We start from the raw sequence: 21,702 nt of genomic DNA on the forward strand, positions 1-21,702 counted from the left end.
CCTCCACGGGGAGCGGAACGCCGGGGAGCCCGCGCCCACCGACGTCCGACCGGGGAGGACCTCGTGAGAACTGACCCTCCCGCCGCCCACCACTCGCAGGCCGGCGCCGGGCCCCAGCAGGAGGGCCAGGTGGCGGACGTCGTCATCGAACCCGACGCCGACCGGCTGGCCCGGTCGGTCGCCGAGGCGCTCGTCGCCCGGCTCGCGGCCGCCCAGGCGGTGCACGGCACCGCGTCGGTCGTGCTGACCGGTGGCGGCATCGGCATCGCGGTGCTGGAGCGGGTGGCCGGCCTGGCCGCCGAGCCGGTGCGGGAGACGGTCGACTGGACCGCCGTCGACGTCTGGTGGGGCGACGAGCGCTTCGTCCCCGCCGGCGACGCCGAGCGCAACGAGGGGCAGGCCCGGACGGCGCTGCTCGACCGCGTCGGCGTGCCCGCGGAGCGGGTGCACGCGATGCCCGCCGCGGACTCGGGCGCCTCCCCCGAAGAGGCCGCCGAGGCCTACCTCGCCGAGCTCCGCGCCCACGCCGGCGGGGCCGGCCTGCCCCGTTTCGACGTGCTGCTGCTGGGCATGGGGCCCGAGGGCCACACGGCGTCGATCTTCCCGGGGTCGCCGGCGGTCCGCGACGAGCGACCGGTGGTCGCGGTGCGCGACTGCCCCAAGCCGCCGCCGACCCGGATCAGCCTCGGTTACCCGGCGATCAACAGCGCCGAGGAGGTGTGGGTGCTCGTCACCGGCGAGGGCAAGGCCGAGGCCGTGGCCGCCGCGCTGGGCGGCGCCGACCCCGCCGACATCCCGGCGGCCGGGGTGCACGGCAGGCGCGCCACCCGCTGGCTGCTGGATGCCGGCGCGGCGTCACGCCTGCCCCGCGCCGGAGGTTGAGTCAGCCGCCGCGGCGCACGCGCAGCCGGTCGAGGGCCTCCTCGAGCAGGGCGTCGCCGTCGGCGTCGCTGCGCCGCTCGCGTACGTAGGCCAGGTGGGTCTTGTACGGCTCGATCCGCGGCGCGGGCGGCGGGGCGGCGCTGTCCTGCCCGGCGGGCAGCCCGCAGCGCGGGCAGTCCCACAGCTCGGGGACCTCGGCCTCGCTCGCGAGCACCACGCGGGTCTCGTGCCCGTTGGCGCACCAGTAGGGGATCCTCCGGCGGGGTGCGGACTCGCCGCGCTCCACCTCGCCGACCGGACCCGCCCCGACCCGGGTGCCCCGGATCGCATTCCCACCAGCCACGTGTGCCCCCTGATCGTCCGTCCGGGCGCGGCGCCGCCGGCACCGCGGGAGGAGTCTAGGGCCTGGGCAGCCGCTTCCCGGTCACTTTTCCGCGCCGGTTGTGAAGCGGCCCACTCACGGGCAGGTCAGGGCGTGACCTTGATCAGGATGCCGAGGCCGACGATGCACACGGTCCACACCAGCGCGGTCAGCACGGTCAGCCGGTTGAGGTTCTTCTCGACCACCGACGACCCGGACAGCGAGGAGGAGACCGAGCCGCCGAACATCGAGGACAGACCGCCCCCCTTGCCGCGGTGCAGCAGGATGAGCACCACGAGCAGCAGGCTGCTGAGCACCAGCAGCACGTTGAGGACCAGCTCCATCGACCTCTCCGGAAGGTTGTCGGCGACCGGCGACCGACGCCAGTTCTCCGCCCGAGGGTAGCCGACGGACCGCACCCCGCGGTCCAGCCCTGCCGGGAAGGGCGCCCCCGCGGATCAGCCGCCCGCGGCGGGCGCCCGTCAGCGGACGCCGGCGGTGGCCACGTCGTAGCCGTCGTACGGCCGCATGACCAGACCGTTGCGCAGCCGCTGCCCCGCGAGCAGCTGGATGCGGGTCTCGGCCAGCGGCACGTAGGCCGCCCGGTCCTGCGCCGCGGCGGCGACCTCGGCCCACCGGGCGTCCCCCGCCCGGGCGCGGTCGACGAGGGAGTCGATCTCCGGATCGGCCAGCCGCGCGTAGTTCGGGTTGCCCACCCGGGCGATGCTCCGCCCGTCGACGAGGGGCACGAGGAACGACCCCGGCGTCGGGAAGTCGGCCGTGCGGGTGGCGAGGACCAGCCCGTAGCCGCTCGCGGCGACGTTGTCCGGGTTGCCGACGTCGGTGGCGTAGAAGGTGGCCGGGTCCAGCGGCCGGACCTCGACGTCGATCCGGACCTCGGCGAGCTGGGCGGCGATCTCCTCGGCGACGTCGACGCTGCTGCTCACGTCGGGGACCGCCAGGACGGTGGTGAACCCGTCGGGCCGGCCGCACTCCTCGAGAGCGGCGCGGGCAGCGTCGAGATCGGGCTCCAGCTCACCGGCGTCGGGGCCGCCGGCCAGCGCCCGCGGCCACAGGGTGCTGCTGCGCACCGCGTCGACCGCACCGCCGAGCGCCTCCTGGATGCCGCGGCGGTCGATGGCGGCGGCGACGGCGGCGCGGCAACCGGCGTCGTCCATCGGGACGACGTCGGTGGGCAGCGCGAGCAGGCGGACGGCGCCGGTGGTGACGTCGTCGACCCGGTCCAGCAGCTCCTCGCCACCGTCCCCGGCCAGGCGGGCCGTCGTCGCCGGCATGACCCCGGTGCCCGAGAGGTCGAGGTCCGCGGAGCCGGCGAGCAGCGCCTGGTCCCGGGCCAGGCCGGAGAGCCCGGTGCGCACCACGACGGCGTCGGGCAGCGCCGTGCGCACCTCGTCGGTGGAGGGGTCCCACTCGGGGTTGCGCTCCAGCAGGATGCCGGTCTCGGGGTCCACCGAGGAGACCGCGTAGGGGCCCGAGGACACCGGGTCGGCGCCGTACTCGCCGCGGGTGTCGGCCTCGGCCGGCACCGGGCTGGCCGACGGCAGCGCCAGCACGTACGGGAGGTCCGGCTGCGGGGCCCGCAGCCGGAAGACGATCGTGCGCTCGTCGGGCGTCTCGATCGAGGACAGGACCGGGTCGTCCTCCTCGGTGGAGTACGGGCCCGGGTAGGGGTTGGCGGGGTCGTCGAGCAGGCCGACCAGGTAGGTGGGGCCGCCGACGATCACGTCCGAGGCGAACGAGCGCTGGATGCCGTACTTGACGTCCCCGCTGGTGATCGGCCGGCCGCTCTCGAAGCGGACGCCCTCCTTCAGCGTGAAGGTCCAGCTCAGCCCGTCCTCGGAGACCGTCCCGAGGTCGGTGGCGAGGTCGGGCACCAGCTCGGTCGTCCCCCCCGGCGCGCTGGCGAACGTCACCAGGGTGCGGGCGTAGAGCCGCATCAGGTTCCACACGCCGGGCAGGTAGGAGCGCTGCGGGTCCAGGCTGTCCAGGGTGGGGGCGACGACCCGCAGCGTGCCGCCGCGCTCGTCCGACGGCGACCGGACGCCCTCGACGCCGGCGTCGGGACCGTCGCCCAGCACCGGCACGTCGGCCCGCCCGCCCGCGCCGCCGAGGCAGCTGACGGCGAGGACGACGACCAGCGCGATGACCGCCGCCGAGCCGAGCAGGCGCCGGCGCGACCAGCCACGGGCCCAGCCCGGCAGCCGATCCGCCGTCGAAGGCTCCACCTGCTGCCCACCCCCATCCGTGTCCGGCCGGGGGCGGGCAGCAGGGTTCAGCTACCGCCCGCGGCGATCCGGCAGATCTGCGCGAACTCGTCGGCGTCCAGGCTGGCCCCGCCGACGAGCGCACCGTCGATGTCCGCCCCGGCCAGGATCCCGGCCGTGTTCGCGGCCTTCACCGACCCGCCGTAGAGGATACGGACGGCCGCGCCCGTCTCGTCGCCGAAGCGCTCGGCGAGCCGCGCCCGCAGCGCCCCGCAGACCTCCTGCGCATCGTCGGGCGTGGCGACCTCGCCGGTGCCGATGGCCCACACCGGCTCGTAGGCGACGACCAGGCCGGCGACCTGCTCGGCGGAGAGCCCCTCGAGCGCCGCGTCCAGCTGCCGGGTGCAGTGGGCGACGTGCTCGCCGGCCCGGCGGACGTCGAGCCCCTCCCCCACGCACAGGATCGGCACCAGGCCGTGCCGGAGCGCCGCCTGCACCTTCGCGGCGACGACCGCGTCGTCCTCCCCGTGCAGCGCCCGCCGCTCGGAGTGCCCGACGGTGACGTAGCCGCAGGCCAGGGCGCTCAGCATGCCGCCGCTGACCTCACCGGTGTAGGCCCCGGAGTCCTGGGCGGAGAGGTCCTGGGCGCCGTAGCCGATGTCGAGCTTGTCGCCGGCCACCAGGGTCTGCACGCTGCGCAGCGCGGTGAACGGTGGGAGGACGACGACCTCGGCGGCCTCGAGCTCCTTCTCCTTGAGCGTGAACACCACCTTCTGGACCAGGCCGATGGCCTCCAGGTGGGTCAGGTGCATCTTCCAGTTGCCGGCGATCAGCGGCCGGCGCCCCTCGGGCGCCGGGGTGGACCGGTTGCGTGCCATGTCGCTCCTCGCTCAGTCGGCCAGCACCGCGAGGCCCGGGAGGTCCCGGCCCTCGAGGTACTCCAGCGACGCGCCGCCACCGGTGCTGATGTGCCCGTAGGCGCTCTCGTCGAGACCGAGCACCCGCACCGCGGCCGCCGAGTCCCCGCCACCCACGACGGAGAGCCCGTCGACGGCGGAGACCGCCTGCGCCACACCGCGGGTGCCGTCCTGGAAGGGCGCCAGCTCGAAGACGCCCATCGGGCCGTTCCAGAACACCGTGCGGGCGTCGCCCAGCGTGGCGCCGAACAGCTCCACGGTGCGCGGGCCGACGTCCAGACCCATCTGGTCCTCGGGGATGGCGTCGACCGGCACGGTGGTGGTCGGGGCGTCCGCGCTGAACTCGGGCGCGCAGACGACGTCGACCGGGAGCACGATCCTCCTCCCCGCCTCGGCCAGCAGCCGCCGGCAGGTCTCCACCTGGTCGGCCTCCAGGAGGGACTTCCCCACCCCGTGGCCCTGGGCGGCCAGGAAGGTGAAGCACATCCCGCCGCCGACGAGCAGCCGGTCGACCTTGGGCAGCAGGGCCTCGATCACCGCGAGCTTGTCGCTGACCTTCGAGCCGCCCAGCACCACGACGTAGGGCCGGTCGGGGTCGGTGGTCAGCCGGGTGAGCACGTCGAGCTCGCGGGCGACCAGCCGCCCGGCGTAGTGCGGGATCCGCTCGGCGACGTCGAAGACCGACGCGTGCGCCCGGTGGACGGCGCCGAACGCGTCGTCCACGTAGACGTCGGCCAGCGCGGCGAGCCGGTCGGCGAGCTCGCCCCGCTGGGCGTCGTCCTTGCTCGTCTCGGCGGCCTCGAAGCGGACGTTCTCCAGCAGCAGCACGTCGCCGTCGCCGAGGGCGGCCGCCTTCTCGCGCGCGTCCTCCCCCGCCACGTCGGCGGCGAGGGGCACGGTGGTGCCGAGCAGCTCGCCCAGCCGGGCGGCCACCGGCGCGAGCGAGAACTGCGGGTCGGGCGTGCCCTTGGGCCGGCCGAGGTGCGCGGCGACCAGCACCCGCGCCCCGGCCTCCCGCAGCGCCTGCAGCGTGGGCAGGCTGGCGCGGATCCGGCCGTCGTCGGTGATCTCGCCGGTCTTCTTGTCCAGCGGGACGTTCAGGTCGGCGCGCAGCAGCACGCGCCGACCCGAGACGCCCTCGGAGATGAGGTCGTCGACGGAGCGCATCAGAGGGACTTGCCCACCAGGGTGGTCAGGTCGACGAGGCGGTTGGAGTAGCCCCACTCGTTGTCGTACCAGCCCAGGACCTTGACCATCGGGCCGAAGACCTTGGTCAGCTTGGCGTCGTAGATGCACGACGAGGGGTCGGTGACGATGTCCGAGGAGACGATCGGCGCGTCGGTGTAGGTGAGGTACTTGCCCAGCGGCCCGGCGGCGGCCTCGCGGTAGGCGGCGTCGATCTCGTCGGCCGAGGCCTCGCGGGAGACCTGCACCGTGAGGTCGGTGGCCGATCCCGTGGGGACCGGCACGCGGATGGCGTAGCCGTCGAGCTTGCCCTTGAGCTCGGGCAGGACCAGGCCGATGGCCTTCGCGGCGCCGGTGGAGGTCGGCACCATGTTCAGCGCGGCGGCGCGGGCCCGGCGCAGGTCCTTGTGCGGGCCGTCCTGGAGGTTCTGGTCGGCGGTGTAGGCGTGGATCGTCGTCATCAGGCCGCGCTCGATGCCGAAGGCGTCGTTGAGCACCTTGGCCAGCGGCGCGAGGCAGTTGGTGGTGCACGAGGCGTTGCTGATGATCGTCTGCGAGCCGTCGTAGAGGTTGTCGTTGACGCCCATGACGATCGTGATGTCGTCGTCGGTGGCCGGCGCGGAGATGATGACCTTCTTGGCGCCACCGGCGTCGACGTGCTTGCGGGCGTCGGCGGCCTTGGTGAAGAAGCCGGTCGACTCGACGACGACGTCGACGCCGAGGTCGCCCCAGGGCAGGTTGGCCGGGTCGCGCTCGGAGAGGACCTTCATGGTCCTCCCGCCGATCTTGATGCCCTCGCCGTCGGCGGCGACGTCCTCCTTCAGGACGCCCAGGATGCTGTCGTACTTCAGCAGGTGCGCCAGCGCCTCGTTGCTGGTCAGGTCGTTGACCGCCACGATCTCGATGTCCTGGCCGCTGGCCGCGGCGGCCCGCCAGAAGTTGCGGCCGATCCGGCCGAATCCGTTGATGCCTACCCGGACCGTCACTGCAGACCTCCCATGGGAACCGTCACGTCGGTTGCCGCGCGGACCGCGCGGCCTCGCTCCGTGGAGACCCTATCGGTCGCGCTGGGCCCTGGCTCCCGCTCCCTGTCGGCCAGGTCACCTGATCGAGAAGGTCCTGGCTCAGCACCGACGGTGAGCCCGGACCCTCGACGTCGGGCAAGGACACCCCGACCAGGAACCCGCGCCGAGGGACGAGGCGCGGGGGGCGAGGGGTCCTTCTACTGGGCCAGCATGTCGTCGGTGACGACGGACTCCGTGTCCGGGATGCCGAGGTCCTTGGCGCGCTTGTCGGCCATGGCCAGCAGCCGCCGGATCCGCCCGGCGACGGCGTCCTTGGTCATCGGCGGGTCGGCCCGCTGGCCGAGCTCCTCCAGCGAGGCCTGGCCGAACTCGAGGCGCAGCCGGCCGGCGACCAGCAGGTGCTCGGGCGCGTCCTCGCCGAGGATCTCCAGCGCCCGCTCGACCCGGGCGCTCGCGGCGACGGCGGCCCGCGCGGAGCGGCGCAGGTTGGCGTCGTCGAAGTTGGCCAGACGGTTGGCGGTGGCCCGCACCTCGCGGCGCATCCGCCGCTCCTCCCAGGCCAGCACCGCGTCGTGCGCGCCCATCCGAGTGAGCAGCGCGCTGATCGCGTCGCCGTCCCGGACGACCACGCGGTCGGCCCCGCGCACCTCCCGGGCCTTGGCGGCGATGCCCAGCCGGCGGGCCGCGCCGACGAGGGCCATCGCGGCCTCCGGGCCGGGGCAGGTGACCTCCAGCGACGACGAGCGCCCCGGCTCGGTCAGCGAGCCGTGGGCCAGGAAGGCGCCGCGCCAGGCCGCCTCGGCGTCGTTGATGCTGCCCGAGACGACGGCCGGCGGCAGGCCGCGCACGGGGCGGCCGCGCTGGTCCACCAGCCCGGTCTGGCGGGCCAGGCCCTCGCCGTGCTTGGCGATGCGGACCAGGTAGCGCACCCCCCGGCGGATGTTGCCGCCGGCGAGCACGCTCACCCCGCTGGTGTAGCCGTAGACCTCGCTGATGTCCCGGCGCAGCCGCCGGGCCACCGAGCCGGTGTCCAGCTCCGCCTCGATGACGACACGGCCTCCGACGATGTGCAGGCCACCGGAGAACCGCAGCAGCGCGGTCACCTCCGCCTTGCGCTCGGAGGTCTTCGTGCACTCCACCCGGGAGAGCTCGTCCTTCACCATGGCGGTCATCGCCATGCCGTCCACCCCCACGTTCCCCCGGGAGATCCCGCCCCCGCAGTCCGGGTCAGCGTCATGTACGCCGTCCCCTCTCCCCCTCGTGCCGGCCGGTCGGCCGTCCAGCTGGTACCCGCTCGCATGCCGCTACCCGTTCACCGCATCCCGACCACGGAGGCCAGCGCCGCGGCCAGGCGCCCCGGGTCGTGCCGCGGAGCGCCGTCCGGCTCGGCGACCGGCGCCAGCAGCAGCTCGGCACCGCACCCGCGGACCGCGTCAAGCAGACCACGGCGGTCAACCACCGACTCCACGTCTGCGATCACGGTGTGCAACGCCACTCCGTCCAGATGGGCCTGCAGCACGGCCAGGTGCTCCTCCGGTGAGAAGCCGTCGGTCTCACCGGGCTGCGGTTCCAGGTTGAGCACCACCACCACCCGCGCACCGGTCGACGCCAGCGCCGCGCGGAGCCGGGGCACGAGCAGGTGCGGCAGCACAGAGGTGTACCAGGAACCGGGGCCCAACGAGACGACATCGGCCGCGGCGATGGCGTCGAGCACCGCCGGGTGCACCACCGGATCGGCGGGGGCGAGCCGGATCTCCCGGACCCGTCCCGGGGTCGCGGCGATCGCCACCTGCCCGCGGATGGTGCGCACCCGGGCGGGGTCGTCGGGGTCGGCGGTCTCCACCCGGGCCACCAGGTCGAGCGGCTCGTCGGCCATGGGCAGCACCCGGCCGGCGGCCCCGACCAGCGTGCACAGCTCGTCGAGCGCCCGGACGGTGTCCCCGCCGTACATCTCGGTCAGGCCGGTGAGGAGCAGGTTGCCGACGGGGTGACCGGCGAGCACGCCGCTGCCGCCGAAGCGGTGCTGGAACAGCGCGGCCAGGGTCTGCTCGCGCTCCGCGTCCCCGGCGAGCGCGGCCAGGGCCATGCGGAGGTCACCAGGGGGCAGCACGGGCATCTCGCGCCGGATCCGCCCCGACGACCCGCCGTCGTCGGCAACGGTGACCACCGCGGTCAGCTCCGGGGTGATCCGGCGCCACGCCGCCAGCGCCGCGGCGAGCCCGTGGCCGCCCCCGAAGGCGACCACCCGGGGCGGCTGCCCCGGGACCGTCGTCCCCCCCACTACTCGCGCCCCAGGTCGCGGTGCCGGGCCACGGCGGCGATGCCCTCGGCGTGCAGCCGGCGGGCGAACTCCTCGGCGATCGCGACGCTGCGGTGCTTGCCGCCGGTGCAGCCCACCGCGAGCGTCAGGTAGCGCTTGCCCTCGCGCCGGTAGCCGGGCAGCAGCAGCCGCAGCACCTCGGTGTAGCGGTCGAGGAAGTCACCGGCGTCCTGCTGCCCGAGGACGTAGTCGCGGACGTCGGCGTCGCGCCCGGTGTGCTCGCGCAGCTCGGGCACCCAGTGCGGGTTGGGCAGGAACCGGGCGTCCACCACGAGGTCAGCGTCCAGCGGCAGGCCGTACTTGAAACCGAAGCTCATCACCGTCGCGGTCAGCGGCGGGGTGCGGCCGTCGCGGGCGAAGGCGTTCTCCAGCGTGGCCCGCAGCTGGTGCACGTTGAGGTCGCTGGTGTCGACCCAGAGGTCGGCCTCCCCGGCGATGCCGGTCAGCAGGGCCCGCTCCTCGGTGATGCCGTCGGTGAGCGTGCCGTTGCCCTGCAGCGGGTGCTCCCGGCGGTTGGACTCGTACCGGCGGACCAGCACCTCGTCGCGGGCGTGCACGTACACCACGCGCGGCCGGTGCCCCGCCGCGGCGAGGATGCGGATGGCCTCCTGCAGGTCGCTGGAGAACGCCCGGCTGCGGACGTCGACGACGGCGGCGAACCGGCGGAGGTCGCCGCGCGCGCCCAGCTCGACCATGGGCAGGAGCAGCGCCGGCGGCAGGTTGTCCACGACGAACCAGCCGAGGTCCTCCAGCACGCGACCCGCGCTGTTCTTCCCGGCGCCCGAGAGCCCCGTGACGACGACGACCTCGAGCGGCGGCGTCTCGGTGCTCGCCGCGTCCATCGCCGGCGAGACGTCGTTCTGCGGGCCCACCGGCGCCCGGTCGGGATCCTCGACGCCCGGCGCCGCCCCGGCGCTCACGAGGCCACCCGGCCGACCTCGGCGGTGTCGCCGGAGCCGGGTCGCGGAGCACCCTGCTCGGCCGGGCCCTGGGGCGCGAGGGTGGTCTCCGCCGACTGCTCACCGCCGGGCGCGGGAGCCGGTTCGGCGACCGCCATCTGCACCGCCTCCGCCGTTCGCCGCCCGATGCCGGGCACCGCCATGAGCTCCTCCACCGTCGCGGCCCGCAGGCGCTTGAGCGATCCGAACTGCTTCATCAACGCCTTCCGTCGTGCCTCCCCGAGCCCGGGGACGTCGTCCAGCAGGGACACCAGCATGCTGGTGGACCGCTTCTGCCGGTGGTAGGTGATGGCGAACCGGTGGGCCTCGTCACGCACCCGCTGCAGCAGGTACAGCGCCTCGGAGGTGCGGGGCAGGATCACCGGGTCGCTCTCCCCTGGCAGCCACACCTCCTCCATCCGCTTGGCCAGCCCGCAGACCGCGACGTCGACGACGCCGAGCTCCTCCAGCGAGCGCGCGGCCGCGGCCACCTGCGGGGCGCCGCCGTCGACGACGAGCAGGTTGGGCGGGTAGGCGAACCGGCGCGGGCGCCCCTCCTCGGCCGCGATCCCCTGCTCGTCCCTGCGGTCCTGCTCCTCCTTGAGGTGGCGGGCGAAGCGCCGGCGGACCACCTCCGCCATCGCCGCCGTGTCGTCGGTGCCCTCGGTGACCGAGAACCGCCGGTAGTCGGACTTCTTCGCCAGCCCGTCCTCGAACACCACCATCGACGCCACCACGTTGGTGCCCTGCACGTGGCTGATGTCGATGCACTCGATGCGCAACGGCGCGTCGGGCAGCTCCAGCGCCTCCTGCAGCTCCGACAGCGCCAGCGAGCGTGCGGTGAGGTCGCTGGACCGCTTCACCCGGTGCCGGGCGAAGGCCTCCTTGGCGTTGCGCTCGACCGTCTCCATGAGGCTGCGCTTGTCGCCGCGCTGCGGCACCCGCAGCGAGACCCGGCCGCCACGCAGCTCCTCGAGCAGCTCGACGTAGACGTCGGCGTCGTCGGGCAGCTCGGGCACGAGCACCTCGCGCGGCACCGCCTCGCCGGCCTCGCCGACGCCGGTCTGCTCGTCGACCCCGCCGTAGACCTGGAGGAGGAACTGCTCCACCAGCTCGCCGGTGGTGACCTCCTCGACCTTGTCGATGATCCAGCCGCGCTGCCCGCGCACCCGCCCGCCGCGGACGTGGAACACCTGGACGGCGGCTTCCAGGTCGTCCTGCGCAAAGGCGACGACGTCGGCGTCGGTGCCGTCACCGAGGACCACCGCCTGCTTCTCCATCGCCCGCTTCAGCGCCCCGATGTCGTCGCGCAGGCGGGCGGCCCGCTCGTACTCCATCGCCGCCGCGGCCTCGCCCATCTCGCGCTCGAGCCGCTTGATCATCGACTCGGTCCTGCCGGCCATGAAGTCGCAGAAGTCGTCGACGATCCGCCGGTGCTCCTCCGCGCTCACCCGGCCCACGCAGGGGGCGGCGCACTTGCCGATGTAGCCGAGCAGGCAGGGCCGGCCGATCTGGCCGGCGCGCTTGAAGACGCCGGTGGAGCAGGTGCGCGCGGGGAAGACGCGGGTCAGCGTGTCGAGCGTCTCGCGGATGGCCCAGGCGTGGGCGTAGGGGCCGAAGTAGCGCACGCCCTTCTTCTTGGGCCCGCGCATCACCTGCAGCCGCGGGTACTCCTCGTTCAGCGTGACCGCGAGGCTGGGGTAGCTCTTGTCGTCGCGGTAGCGGACGTTGAACCGCGGGTCGAACTCCTTGATCCAGTTGTACTCGAGCTGGAGGGCCTCGACCTCGGTGCCGACGACGGTCCACTCGACGCTCGACGCCGTCGTCACCATCTGGCGGGTGCGGGGGTGCAGGCCCGCCACGTCGGCGAAGTAGCTGTTCAGCCGCTGCCGCAGGCTCTTGGCCTTGCCGACGTAGATGACCCGGCCGTTCGGGTCGCGGAACTTGTAGACGCCCGGGGACTCCGGGATGGAGCCGACCGCTGGGCGGTACGTGGACGGGTCGGCCATGCCTCCACCCTAGGTCGCGGCACCGACACGCCGTCAGCGAGCGGGACCCGTCCGCCACAACCGCCCCAGCGGCCCCGGGCAGCGCCGAGCCCGGTCCGGTGGCACCGCACCGGACCGGGCTCGCGCGGGTCGGCTCAGACGACCGGGCGGGACCGCCAGGGCGTGTGGGCGACGAGGCCGGCGGTCGCCCGCTGCGCGAGGCGGACCGCCCGGCGGCCGAGCACCAGGGCCGAGACGACGGCGGCGCCGCCGGCCGTGAACGTCACGAGGCCGGACGCGCCACCGCTGACGGCCGTGAGGGACACCGCGAGCACGGCGATCAGGACGACGGTGGAGCGCACGCCGCCGCCGGTCACGGGCGAGCCGCAGTTCGACAGGTCGGGGTCGCAGTCGGGCGTCAGCGCACTCATCAGCGTCCTCCTCCGAGGGACTGCGCCACCCCGGGAGATCGCCCGAGGTGACGTCGGTCACACCGAGGATACGGGCGGGAGGTCGTCCGCTCAACCCCTGCCGGTCGGACCCCCGCCCCCTGCGGGCGGACGCCCTTACGACGACGGCCCGCGCCCCTGCGAGGGCGCGGGCCGTCGTGGGGCACCGGTCGCTCAGCTGGCCTTCTTGCGAGCCCGCTTCTTCACGGGGCCGGCCGCCGCCGCTGCGATGGCCTCCTCGTCGAGCAGCGGCACCAGGTACCGGCCGGTGTGGCTCTCCGGCACCGAGGCGACGAACTCCGGCGTCCCCTCGGCGACGACCGTGCCGCCCCGGAAGCCGCCCTCGGGCCCCATGTCGATGAGCCAGTCGGCGCTCTTGATGACGTCGAGGTTGTGCTCGATGACGATGACCGAGTTGCCCTTGTCGACCAGCCCCTGCAGGACGAGCAGCAGCTTGCGGATGTCCTCGAAGTGCAGGCCGGTGGTCGGCTCGTCGAGGACGTAGATGCTGCGCCCGTTGGACCGCTTCTGCAGCTCGCTGGCGAGCTTGACGCGCTGCGCCTCGCCGCCCGACAGCGTGGTGGCGGGCTGGCCGAGCCGGACGTAGCCCAGCCCCACGTCGGTGAGCGTGCGCAGGTAGCGCGCGATCGCCGGGATGGCCGCGAAGAAGTCCGCCGCCTCCTCGATCGGCATGTCCAGGACCTCGGCGACGGTCTTGCCCTTGTAGTGCACCTCCAGGGTCTCCCGGTTGAACCGGGCGCCCTTGCACACCTCGCAGGGCACGTACACGTCGGGCAGGAAGTTCATCTCGATCTTCAGCGTGCCGTCGCCGGAGCAGGCCTCGCAGCGGCCGCCCTTGACGTTGAAGGAGAACCGCCCGGGGAGGTACCCGCGGACCTTCGCCTCCGAGGTCTGGGCGAACAGCTTGCGGACGTGGTCCCACACCCCGGTGTAGGTGGCCGGGTTCGACCGCGGCGTGCGGCCGATGGGCGACTGGTCGACGTGCACCACCTTGTCCAGGTGCTCCAGGCCGGTGACCGTGCGGTGCCGGCCCGGCACCAGCCGCGCCCGGTTCAGCTCGTTGGCCAGCACGCTGTAGAGGATGTCGTTGACCAGGCTCGACTTGCCCGAGCCCGAGACCCCCGTGACCGCCACCATGCAGCCCAGCGGGAAGGTGACGTCGACGCCGCGGAGGTTGTTCTCGCGGGCGCCCTTCACCACCAGCTCGCGCCCGGGCATCGGCTCGCGCCGCTTCTCGGGGACGACGATCTGCTTGCGCCCGGACAGGTACTGCCCGGTCAGCGACCGCTCGCTGGCCAGCAGCTCCTCGACCGTGCCGCTGACGACCACCTCGCCGCCGTGCTCGCCGGCCCCGGGACCGATGTCCACCACCCAGTCGGCGGTCTTGATCGTGTCCTCGTCGTGCTCGACGACGATGAGCGTGTTCCCCATGTCGCGCAGCCGGACGAGGGTCTCGATCAGCTTGGTGTTGTCGCGCTGGTGCAGCCCGATGGAGGGCTCGTCGAGCACGTAGAGGACGCCGACCAGCCCCGAGCCGATCTGGGTGGCCAGCCGGATCCGTTGCGCCTCCCCGCCGGCCAGCGTGGCGGCCGGCCGGTCGAGCGAGAGGTAGTCCAGGCCGACGTCGACGAGGAAGGAGAGCCGCGCCTGGATCTCGCGCAGGACGCGGTCGGCGATCGCCTTCTCCCGCTCCCCCAGCTCGAGGGCACCCAGCCACTGCGACGCCTCGCCGATGGAGAGGTTGGTGACCTCGGCGATGGACCGGCCGTTGAGCTTGACCGCGAGGATCTCCGGCTTCAGGCGGGTGCCGTGGCACACGGGGCAGGGCACGTCGCGCATGTAGCCCTCGTACTTGTCCCGCATGTACTCGCTGTCGGTGTCGTCGTGCCGGCGCTCCAGGAACGGCAGCACGCCCTCGAACGCGGCGTAGTAGCTGCGCTCGCGGCCGTACCGGTTCTTGTAGCGGACGTGCACCTGGTCGGGCGAGCCGTGCAGGACCGCCTTCTGCACCTTGGCCGGCAGCCGCTCCCACGGGTCGTCCATGGAGAAGCCGATCTGCTGCGAGAGGCCGGTGAGCAGCCGGGTGAAGTACTCGTTGCTCATCGAGCTCGACCACGGGGCGATCGCGCCCTGGTTGAGGCTCTTTCCCGGGTCGGGCACCACGAGCTCGGGGTCGACCTCCTTGCGGGTGCCGATGCCGGTGCACTCGCCGCACGCGCCGAACGGCGAGTTGAACGAGAACGACCGCGGCTCCAGCGCCTCGAAGGAGAGGCCGTCGTCGACGCAGGCCAGGTGCTCGGAGAAGGTGCGCTCGCGCTCCGGGTCGCCCTCGGGGAGGTCGACGAAGTCGAGGACGACCAGCCCGCCGGCGAGCCCCAGGGCGGTCTCGATCGAGTCGGTGAGCCGGCGCTTGGCGCTCTCCTTGACGGTGAGCCGGTCGACGATCACCTCGATCGTGTGCTTCTCCTGCTTCTTCAGCGTCGGCGGCTCGGTCAGCGGGTGCACCGTGCCGTCGACGCGGACGCGGGAGAAGCCCTGCGTCTGCAGCGAGCTGAAGAGGTCGACGTACTCGCCCTTGCGGGCCCGGACCACCGGGGCGAGGACCTGGAACCGGGTGCCGTCCTCCATCGCCAGCACCTGGTCGACGATCTGCTGCGGCGTCTGCCGGGAGATGGGCTTCCCGCAGTTCGGGCAGTGCGGCTGGCCGGCCCGCGCGTACAGCAGGCGCAGGTAGTCGTAGACCTCGGTGATGGTGCCGACGGTCGACCGCGGGTTGCGGTTGGTCGACTTCTGGTCGATCGACACCGCCGGGGAGAGCCCCTCGATGAAGTCGACGTCGGGCTTGTCCATCTGGCCGAGGAACTGGCGGGCGTAGGCCGACAGCGACTCGACGTAGCGCCGCTGCCCCTCGGCGAAGATCGTGTCGAAGGCCAGGCTGGACTTGCCCGACCCCGACAGCCCGGTGAACACGATGAGCGCGTCACGGGGGAGGTCGATGTGGACGTCCTTGAGGTTGTGCTCGCGGGCGCCGCGGACGACGAGCCGGTCCATGTGATCCCTGTCGGTCGCTGGTGTGTGGAGCGGTGGTGCGCTGGACGGCGGCCGTCCTGGCCCGGTCGCAGGTCAGCCGGTGCAACGCCGGCGCCGCCCGCGGTCGTCCACCGCTCGGTGTGAGCTGCGCCCGGTCACCGGGCCGGCCGCCGCCGGGCCGGGCCCTCAGGCCGGTGTCGCGGTGGGGTCGAAGACGGGCGCGTACCGGCGCCACGGCCGGCGGGACTCCAGCTCGCCGACGATCCAGAGTAGCCGTTCCTCGGCGCCCGGCGGGCCGACGAACTGGACCGGCACCGGGGGGCCGTCGGGCCGGGTGGCGGCCGGCAGGACCGCCGCCGGGATGCCGGCCAGGTTCCAGGCGGCCGTCCACGGCGCCCAGCGGGCGTTGGCGGTGATGTTGGCCAGGAACCCGCGCTCGTGCCAGGGCCGGGCGGGCAGCGGCGGGCCGGTGGTGACGGGGGTCAGCAGCAGGTCGACGTCGTCGAAGAACGCGACCATGCGCTGCCGGAACCGCTCCTGGGTGCGCGGCCGGACGAGCCCCAGCCGGCGCACCAGCCGGCCGATGCGGGCGTGGGTGCGGCTGCGCGGCTGCAGGCGCGCGCGGTCGAGGCCCAGGAACTCCGCGTCGTCCTCCGCGCCGGCCATCCACCGCGCGAGGGCACCGGCGGCGGCCGCCGGGGTGACCGGGGGGTTGCGTCGCACCACGGTGTGCCCGGCCGCGCGCAGCTGGTTCACCACGGCGTCGACCGCCGCCCGCGTCGCCTCGTCGGCCCCGGCACCGGGCAGCGGTGACCGGGTGCTGACGGCGACCCGCAGCGGGCGCCCGGGGGCCGCCGGCGCGGCGGGCTGCTCCCCGGCCAGCACGGCGTGGGCGACCGCGAGGTCCGCCGCCGTGGTGGCCAGCGCACCGTTCACCGCCATGCCCGACCAGTCGTCGGCGCCGATCCCGCCGGGCAGCACGCCGACCCCGGGCTTGAGGGTGACCAGCCCGCAGGCGGCCGCCGGCAGCCGGAGGGACCCCATCCCGTCGTTGCCGTGCGCGATCGGGACGCACCCGGAGGCCACCGCCGCCGCGCTGCCACCGGAGCTGCCGGCCGGCGAGCGCGCGGTGTCCCACGGGTTGCGCGTCACGGTCCCGGGGCCGTCGGTGGCGGCGTACAGGCAGAGCTCGGGCACCCGGGTGATGCCGATGACCACCGCCCCGGCCTTGCGCAGCCGGGTGACGATCTCGTGGTCGCGACGCTCGGGCCCGGACTCGCGGGCCGGCGAGCCGTCGGTGCAGACCTCCCCCGCCACCTGCACGTTGTCCTTCACCGCGACCGGGACCCCCGCCAGCGGGAGGGCGAAACGGGTCAGGCTCGCGTCGACCGCGGCGGCCTCGGCCAGCGCCGCCTCGCGCCGCACCACGCGGAAGGCGCCGATCCGCGCGTCCACCGCCTCGACGTGGTCGAGGTGCGCACGGACCACCTCGACCGCGGTGAGCTCGCCGGCCCGCACCAGGGCGGCGATCTCCGTGGCGGGCAGCCCGACGATGCGCTGCCTCCCGGCCCGGTCCCCCGGAGCACCGCCCCGGGCTGTGCCGACACCTCCGCTAGCGTCCATGCCTGGACCGTAACGGCGCCCGCCGACACTTTCCGAAGGGAGTCCGGATGAGCACCCCGACCTACACCGGAGACGTCGCCGTCGGCGGGCCCGCCGACGTGCGCGAGCTGCCCGGGCTGACCGTGAGCAAGGTGGCGGTCAGCGAGATGGCCAACAACGCCTACCTCCTGCGCTGCACCGCGACCGGCGAGGGCCTGCTCGTCGACGCCGCCGACGAGCCGGGGGTCCTGCTGTCGCTCGTCGGGGACACCGACCTGCGCACCGTCGTCACCACGCACGGCCACTGGGACCACCACCGGGCCCTGCCCGACGTCGTCACGGCCACCGGGGCGGCCACCGTGGCGCACCCGCTGGACGCCCCGGCGCTGCCCGTGCCGGTGACGCGGCCGGTCGAGCACGGCGACACCGTGGCCGTCGGCGAGCAGGTGCTCGAGGTCGTGCACCTGCGCGGGCACACGCCGGGCAGCATCGCGCTGGTCTGGCGCGGGCCGGGCGACGCCGGCGTGCACCTGTTCACCGGCGACAGCCTGTTCCCGGGTGGCGTGGGCCGGACCTGGTCCGCGGAGGACTTCGCCAGCCTGGTCGACGACGTCGAGCAGCGGCTGTTCGCCGTCCTGCCGGACGGCACCTGGGTCTACCCCGGGCACGGCGCGGACACCACCCTGGGTGCCGAGCGCCCGCACCTCCCGGAGTGGCGCGAGCGCGGCTGGTGAGCGGCCGGCGAGCGTGCTGACCGGTCAGTCCCCACCGATCATCGGCCGCAGGCGTGCGGTGTCGGCGTCGGTCCAGCCCGGGGGCTGCGCCACCTCCGCCCACCCGTCGACGTAGTCGGCGCGGTAGGAGTGGCCGTGCCCGTCGGGGACACCGGTGGAGAAGGCCATGTCGGCCGTCACCTGCCAGAACGTGACGAACGGCAACCACACCATGTCCGGCGAGACGTCCGGGCCGCGCTCCCCGCGCAACCAGTCCGGCTCGTCCAGCATCAGCTCCGGTGACCACCAGACGATGGGATCCGACGCGTTCTGCAGGTACACCAGCCGCGGCTCCTCCCACGGCCCCGGCGGTCGGTCCAGATCGGCGGCCTCGTCGGCGAACCGCACCGTCCGGCCGTCGTCGACGATCGGCCGCCACTCGGGTGTGCCCGCCTCCCGGTCGTCGACGATGCTGCGCCACAGCTCGTTGAAGTTCGGCGGCCCGGCCCAGAGCACGCCGTCGGTGCGGTTGGTGATGTCGGCAAGCCCGCTGAACGCGGACTCGCCGCCGAACGTGCCGAGGCTCTCGCCGAAGACGTAGAGCTCCGGGCGGTCCTCGGGCGGAAGCTCGGCCCAGGCTCCGTACACCGCGTCGAAGAGCGCGCGGCCGGCGTCCCGCGCCTTGGCCTGGTCGACCAGGAAGGAGACCCAGCTCGGCAGGTAGGAGTACTGCATGGCCACCATGGCCGTGTCGCCGTTGAACTGGTACTCCAGCGAGTCGCTGGCCGCGGGGTCGACCCAGCCGGTGCCGGTCGTCGTCACGACCACCAGCACCGACCGGTCGAAGCCGCCCGCCCGCTCCAGCTCCCGGACGGCCAGCGCAGCCCCCTCCCCCGCGTCGTCGGAGCTCTCCAGCCCGACGTACGCGCGGACCGGCGTCACGGCCGGGCGGCCGGAGAACTCCGAGAGCTCCGCGGGGGTCGGGCCCATCCCGACGAAGTTGCGCCCCTGCAGGCCCAGGTCCTCCCACGCCACCAGGGACGCCGGGCTGCCGGAGCGCTCGGGCGCGGCGGGTCGGACCGCCCCCTCCTCGGTGCCCCCGTCCCGGACGCTGAACGCCTGGTTCAGCGCGTTCATCAGGCCTTGGAAGAGCACGCCGTTGAGCAGGACGACCACCAGGGCCGAGACCGCGAGGACGCCGAGCGGCCGGGCGATCCGCCCCGGGAGCAGCCGGCCGAACAGCCGGATCAGCCAGCGCCCGAGCCGGCGGACGCCCCGCCCGGTGCCGACGACGAGGGCGAAGGTCAGCACCGCCAGCGAGACGATGCCGAGCGCCCAGTAGCTCGCCGGGGGATCCATGCCCATCAGCCGGTAGAGGTCCCGCTGCCACTCCCAGCCCAGCCACAGCATCACCAGGGCGGCGAGCGGTCCGACGACGGCGAGCACCTGCCACGCGCGACGGCGGAACCCGGGCGGGAGACGGCGTTCGGTCGCCTCCGCCACGAACCACGCCACCGTGACGCCGATCCCGTAGCCGATCGCCGCGGTGACCCCCGCGACCAGTCCCTGCAGCACCCAGCCGCGCGGCAGCAGGGACGGCGTCAGCGAGGCGCACCCGAGGACGACGGCGCCCAGGGCCCCGCTCCAGGTGTACCGGGGCAGCCACCGGCCACGTCCCCGACGCCGCCGGGGCCCCTGCACGTCCTCCGCGGGTGGGCGTGGGGCCGGCACCGCCACCGAGGCACCGCCACGGGTGGGCGTCGTCGGTTCTGCGCTCATGCCGGCCTCCGCTCTGCAGGCGACCGACCGTAGGAGCCACCGGGGGTGGCGGACTCCTCCGTGGAGGGTGATTCGCGCGCGGTCCCGCGTGCGACGACAGGATCCCGGTGCTACTCGTCGTCGTCGAACAGGGCGACCAGCTCGTCGGGTGTGCCGGGCACGTGCAGCGGGAGGACCGAGACCGTCCACTCCGGCCGCTGCCCCTCCACGCCCAGCGCCAGGTCCCACGCGGCCCGCGGCGTGAGCGGTCCGAAGCAGGCGTCGTCACCGTCCTCGCCCAGGTCCACCTCGACCAGCCACTGGTCGGAGAGGTCGGCGGCGAGCTCGGCGAAGTCGGGGGCCGCGTCCTCGTCGGGCTCCGGGGAGTCGATCCGGACGGGGTAGATGAGCGCCATCTGCGCACGGTAGGCCCCACGGCCCCGGCCGGCACCCCCGCGCGGCACGAGCCGCCGCCGACGTCCCCGGGAGGACGCCGGCGACGGCTCGCGTCACCGTGCAGTGGTCAGCTCAGGATCTCGTGACCGTGCACGTGGTCGTGCTCGAGGCCACCGCCACCGGCGGCCTCCTCGAACGTGCCCTCCGCGCCGGCGGGGGCGGGCAGCTCGACCGCCGGTCCGGGGATCGGCCTGCCCTTCACCCCGTTCACCGACTCGGTGGAGAAGGCGAACGTCAGCATCGCGAAGGCGATCAGGTCGCTGTTCACGTCCAGCGCGTCCAGGGCGAGGTTGTCGATCGTGTCGCAGGCCTCGTGGTAGCACGGGTCGAACTGGTCACCCGCGACGCCACCCCAGATCTCCGCCTGCTGATCGGTCTTGACCACCTCCGCCCCGGTGAAGAGCCCACCGGAGGGGATGCCCGCGTTGATGAACGCCTGGTAGTCGCTGCGGCCCGAGTACTCCGCGTCGTCGTAGGGCACGCCGATCTTGGTGTAGTAGGACTCGTAGACGTCCTCGATCGCCGTCGAGCCCGCCGGGATCGGGGCGGTGGCGTCCCACGTCGACTCGTCCGAGTCGTAGACCATCTGCACGTGGTTCGGCGAGGCCACCATGTCGTAGTTCATGTACAGGGCGATCCGGTCGAGCTCGCTCTGCGGCTGCTTCGCCACGTAGCTGTTCGAGCCGACCAGCCCCTGCTCCTCCGCCGCCCACCACGCGAAGCGCAGCGTGTTGTGCGGCTTGAGGCTGGCCATCGACAGCGCCGTCTCCAGGAGCGCCGCGGAGCCCGACCCGTTGTCGTTGATGCCGGGACCCTCGATGACGCTGTCCAGGTGCGCGCCGGCCATGACGACGTTGTTCCTGTCCCGGCCCCGCACCTCGGCGATGACGTTGTAGTCGGTGCGCGTCTCCGCCGGGAGCACCTCCACGAACGCGGTGGCCCCCGCGGCCGCGAGCGCCACGCCCTGGTCGAAGCTGGCACCGACCACCGGGATCCCGTGCTGGATCGTGCTGCCGTCGCCGAGGGTCGCCGCGTTGGCCACGATCAGCTCCATGCGGTCGGGCGCGCTGCCCTGGTTGAAGATGACCACCGCCTCGGCTCCCGCGTTCTCGGCGTTGACCACCTTGTCGCCGAAGTTGCAGGTGCCCCGCTGGAGGAGCGCGATGTCGGCCGGCCCGCCGAGGTCCACGCCCTCGAAGTCGGCGGCCTCGCACCCGCTGCTGGAGGTCGCCCGGTCGCCGTCGATGACGAGGTCGACGGGGACGACGGTGCCCTGCTCCAGCCGGCCTGCGCCGCTGCCGGTGAAGACGCCGGTCTCGTACTCGGCCTCCACCGGGCTCAGCTGCCTCAGGACCGCGGGGAAGTTGAACGTGACCTCGACCGGGTCCAGGGTGACGTCCATGCGCGCGTCCCGGAGCAGGCCCGCGACGTACTCGACGCTGTCGGCGTAGCCGTCCGTGCCCGCCGCGCGGGTACCCGGGTAGACCGGGTCGTCGCTGCTGTCGGCGATCTTCTGGAAGGCGCGCTGGTGCTCGAGGACGTCCTCGAGGTCGACGCACTCCAGCAGCTTGGCGTAGGTGTTGTTGTGCCGGCGGTCGCACGGGTCCCGGGGCGCGGCGGTGGCCGTGGTGACGGGGAGCGCCAGGGCGATCATGACGCCGCTGGTGCCCAGTGCGATGGTGCGAGCCGCTGTCCGTCGTGCGGACGCGGTCCGTCGTTGGTCCACGCTCGATCCCTTCGATCGGTGATCGGCGGCGCAGTGGCCGCGGGCCGGCTCCGTTGCCGGCACCGGCACTCCACCGGAGTGACGACCCGCTTGCATAGAGGCAGCA

At 74.0% G+C, this 21,702-nt stretch carries 18 protein-coding genes; 2 read left to right on the forward strand and 16 right to left on the reverse strand.

Translation table 11 applies throughout. The features are described from left to right. Window positions 1-63: 63 nt before the first annotated feature. Complete coding sequence (pgl, locus tag E9565_RS13850) at window positions 64-882, forward strand: 6-phosphogluconolactonase (protein WP_236835508.1); 819 nt, start codon at window positions 64-66, stop codon at window positions 880-882. A gap of 1 nt (window position 883) precedes the next feature. On the opposite strand, the gene E9565_RS13855 is transcribed toward pgl, so the two are convergent. From E9565_RS13855 to E9565_RS13915, 13 genes are all read right to left on the reverse strand, one after another. Further along, on the reverse strand, window positions 884-1,225 hold the full coding sequence (locus E9565_RS13855; protein ID WP_236826702.1) for an RNA polymerase-binding protein RbpA: 342 nt from the start codon (window positions 1,223-1,225) through the stop codon (window positions 884-886). A 125-nt stretch (window positions 1,226-1,350) separates the two neighbouring features. Then, entirely contained in the window at window positions 1,351-1,587 is a 237-nt protein-coding gene (gene secG, locus E9565_RS13860; RefSeq protein ID WP_236826701.1) for a preprotein translocase subunit SecG, read from the reverse strand. A gap of 138 nt (window positions 1,588-1,725) precedes the next feature. Further along, window positions 1,726-3,489, reverse strand: a complete 1,764-nt coding sequence (locus E9565_RS13865; RefSeq protein ID WP_236826700.1) for an ABC transporter substrate-binding protein — start codon at window positions 3,487-3,489, stop codon at window positions 1,726-1,728. A 47-nt stretch (window positions 3,490-3,536) separates the two neighbouring features. Next, the gene (gene tpiA, locus E9565_RS13870; protein ID WP_236826699.1) at window positions 3,537-4,346 is read right to left on the reverse strand and encodes a triose-phosphate isomerase; all 810 of its coding nucleotides are present in this window, start codon (window positions 4,344-4,346) and stop codon (window positions 3,537-3,539) included. Between the two features lie 12 nt (window positions 4,347-4,358). Further along, window positions 4,359-5,552: a phosphoglycerate kinase gene (gene pgk, locus E9565_RS13875; protein WP_236835510.1), complete on the reverse strand. Its 1,194-nt coding sequence runs from the start codon at window positions 5,550-5,552 to the stop codon at window positions 4,359-4,361. Continuing rightward, entirely contained in the window at window positions 5,552-6,556 is a 1,005-nt protein-coding gene (gene gap, locus E9565_RS13880) for a type I glyceraldehyde-3-phosphate dehydrogenase (protein WP_236826697.1), read from the reverse strand. Before gap ends, pgk begins: the two co-directional genes overlap by 1 nt. 236 nt (window positions 6,557-6,792) lie before the next feature. Next, window positions 6,793-7,773, reverse strand: a complete 981-nt coding sequence (gene whiA, locus E9565_RS13885) for a DNA-binding protein WhiA (RefSeq protein ID WP_091930636.1) — start codon at window positions 7,771-7,773, stop codon at window positions 6,793-6,795. A 134-nt stretch (window positions 7,774-7,907) separates the two neighbouring features. Beyond that, window positions 7,908-8,840 (reverse strand): uridine diphosphate-N-acetylglucosamine-binding protein YvcK, encoded by a 933-nt coding sequence (gene yvcK, locus E9565_RS13890; RefSeq protein ID WP_236828121.1) that lies wholly within the window; start codon window positions 8,838-8,840, stop codon window positions 7,908-7,910. Between the two features lie 35 nt (window positions 8,841-8,875). Next, a complete protein-coding gene (gene rapZ, locus E9565_RS13895) occupies window positions 8,876-9,835 on the reverse strand; it encodes an RNase adapter RapZ (RefSeq protein WP_236828122.1) in 960 nt (319 codons plus the stop codon). Next, the gene (gene uvrC, locus E9565_RS13900; RefSeq protein ID WP_236835511.1) at window positions 9,832-11,862 is read right to left on the reverse strand and encodes an excinuclease ABC subunit UvrC; all 2,031 of its coding nucleotides are present in this window, start codon (window positions 11,860-11,862) and stop codon (window positions 9,832-9,834) included. The genes rapZ and uvrC overlap by 4 nt, the downstream gene beginning before the upstream one ends. A gap of 134 nt (window positions 11,863-11,996) precedes the next feature. Further along, entirely contained in the window at window positions 11,997-12,272 is a 276-nt protein-coding gene (locus tag E9565_RS13905) for a hypothetical protein (RefSeq protein WP_236828124.1), read from the reverse strand. Between the two features lie 192 nt (window positions 12,273-12,464). Further along, window positions 12,465-15,362: an excinuclease ABC subunit UvrA gene (gene uvrA / locus E9565_RS13910; protein WP_236828125.1), complete on the reverse strand. Its 2,898-nt coding sequence runs from the start codon at window positions 15,360-15,362 to the stop codon at window positions 12,465-12,467. Between the two features lie 165 nt (window positions 15,363-15,527). Further along, window positions 15,528-16,964, reverse strand: coding sequence for an amidase (locus tag E9565_RS13915; protein WP_236835513.1), 1,437 nt, complete (start codon window positions 16,962-16,964; stop codon window positions 15,528-15,530). Window positions 16,965-17,011: 47 nt separating this feature from the next. Here E9565_RS13915 and E9565_RS13920 point away from each other — a divergent pair, with 47 nt between their 5' ends. Next, on the forward strand, window positions 17,012-17,677 hold the full coding sequence (locus tag E9565_RS13920) for an MBL fold metallo-hydrolase (RefSeq protein ID WP_236828127.1): 666 nt from the start codon (window positions 17,012-17,014) through the stop codon (window positions 17,675-17,677). Window positions 17,678-17,701: 24 nt separating this feature from the next. On the opposite strand, the gene E9565_RS13925 is transcribed toward E9565_RS13920, so the two are convergent. From E9565_RS13925 to E9565_RS13935, 3 genes are all read right to left on the reverse strand, one after another. Next, the gene (locus E9565_RS13925) at window positions 17,702-19,435 is read right to left on the reverse strand and encodes an alpha/beta-hydrolase family protein (RefSeq protein ID WP_236835515.1); all 1,734 of its coding nucleotides are present in this window, start codon (window positions 19,433-19,435) and stop codon (window positions 17,702-17,704) included. Window positions 19,436-19,545: 110 nt separating this feature from the next. Further along, on the reverse strand, window positions 19,546-19,830 hold the full coding sequence (locus E9565_RS13930; RefSeq protein WP_236828129.1) for a hypothetical protein: 285 nt from the start codon (window positions 19,828-19,830) through the stop codon (window positions 19,546-19,548). A 107-nt stretch (window positions 19,831-19,937) separates the two neighbouring features. Then, window positions 19,938-21,524 carry a M28 family peptidase gene (locus tag E9565_RS13935; protein ID WP_236835517.1) on the reverse strand — a complete coding sequence of 529 codons (1,587 nt, stop codon included), beginning with the start codon at window positions 21,522-21,524 and terminating at the stop codon, window positions 19,938-19,940. Between the last annotated feature and the right edge of the window lie 178 nt (window positions 21,525-21,702).

It is taken from the genome of Blastococcus sp. KM273129 (genome assembly GCF_021698995.1).
Classification (GTDB): domain Bacteria; phylum Actinomycetota; class Actinomycetes; order Mycobacteriales; family Geodermatophilaceae; genus Blastococcus.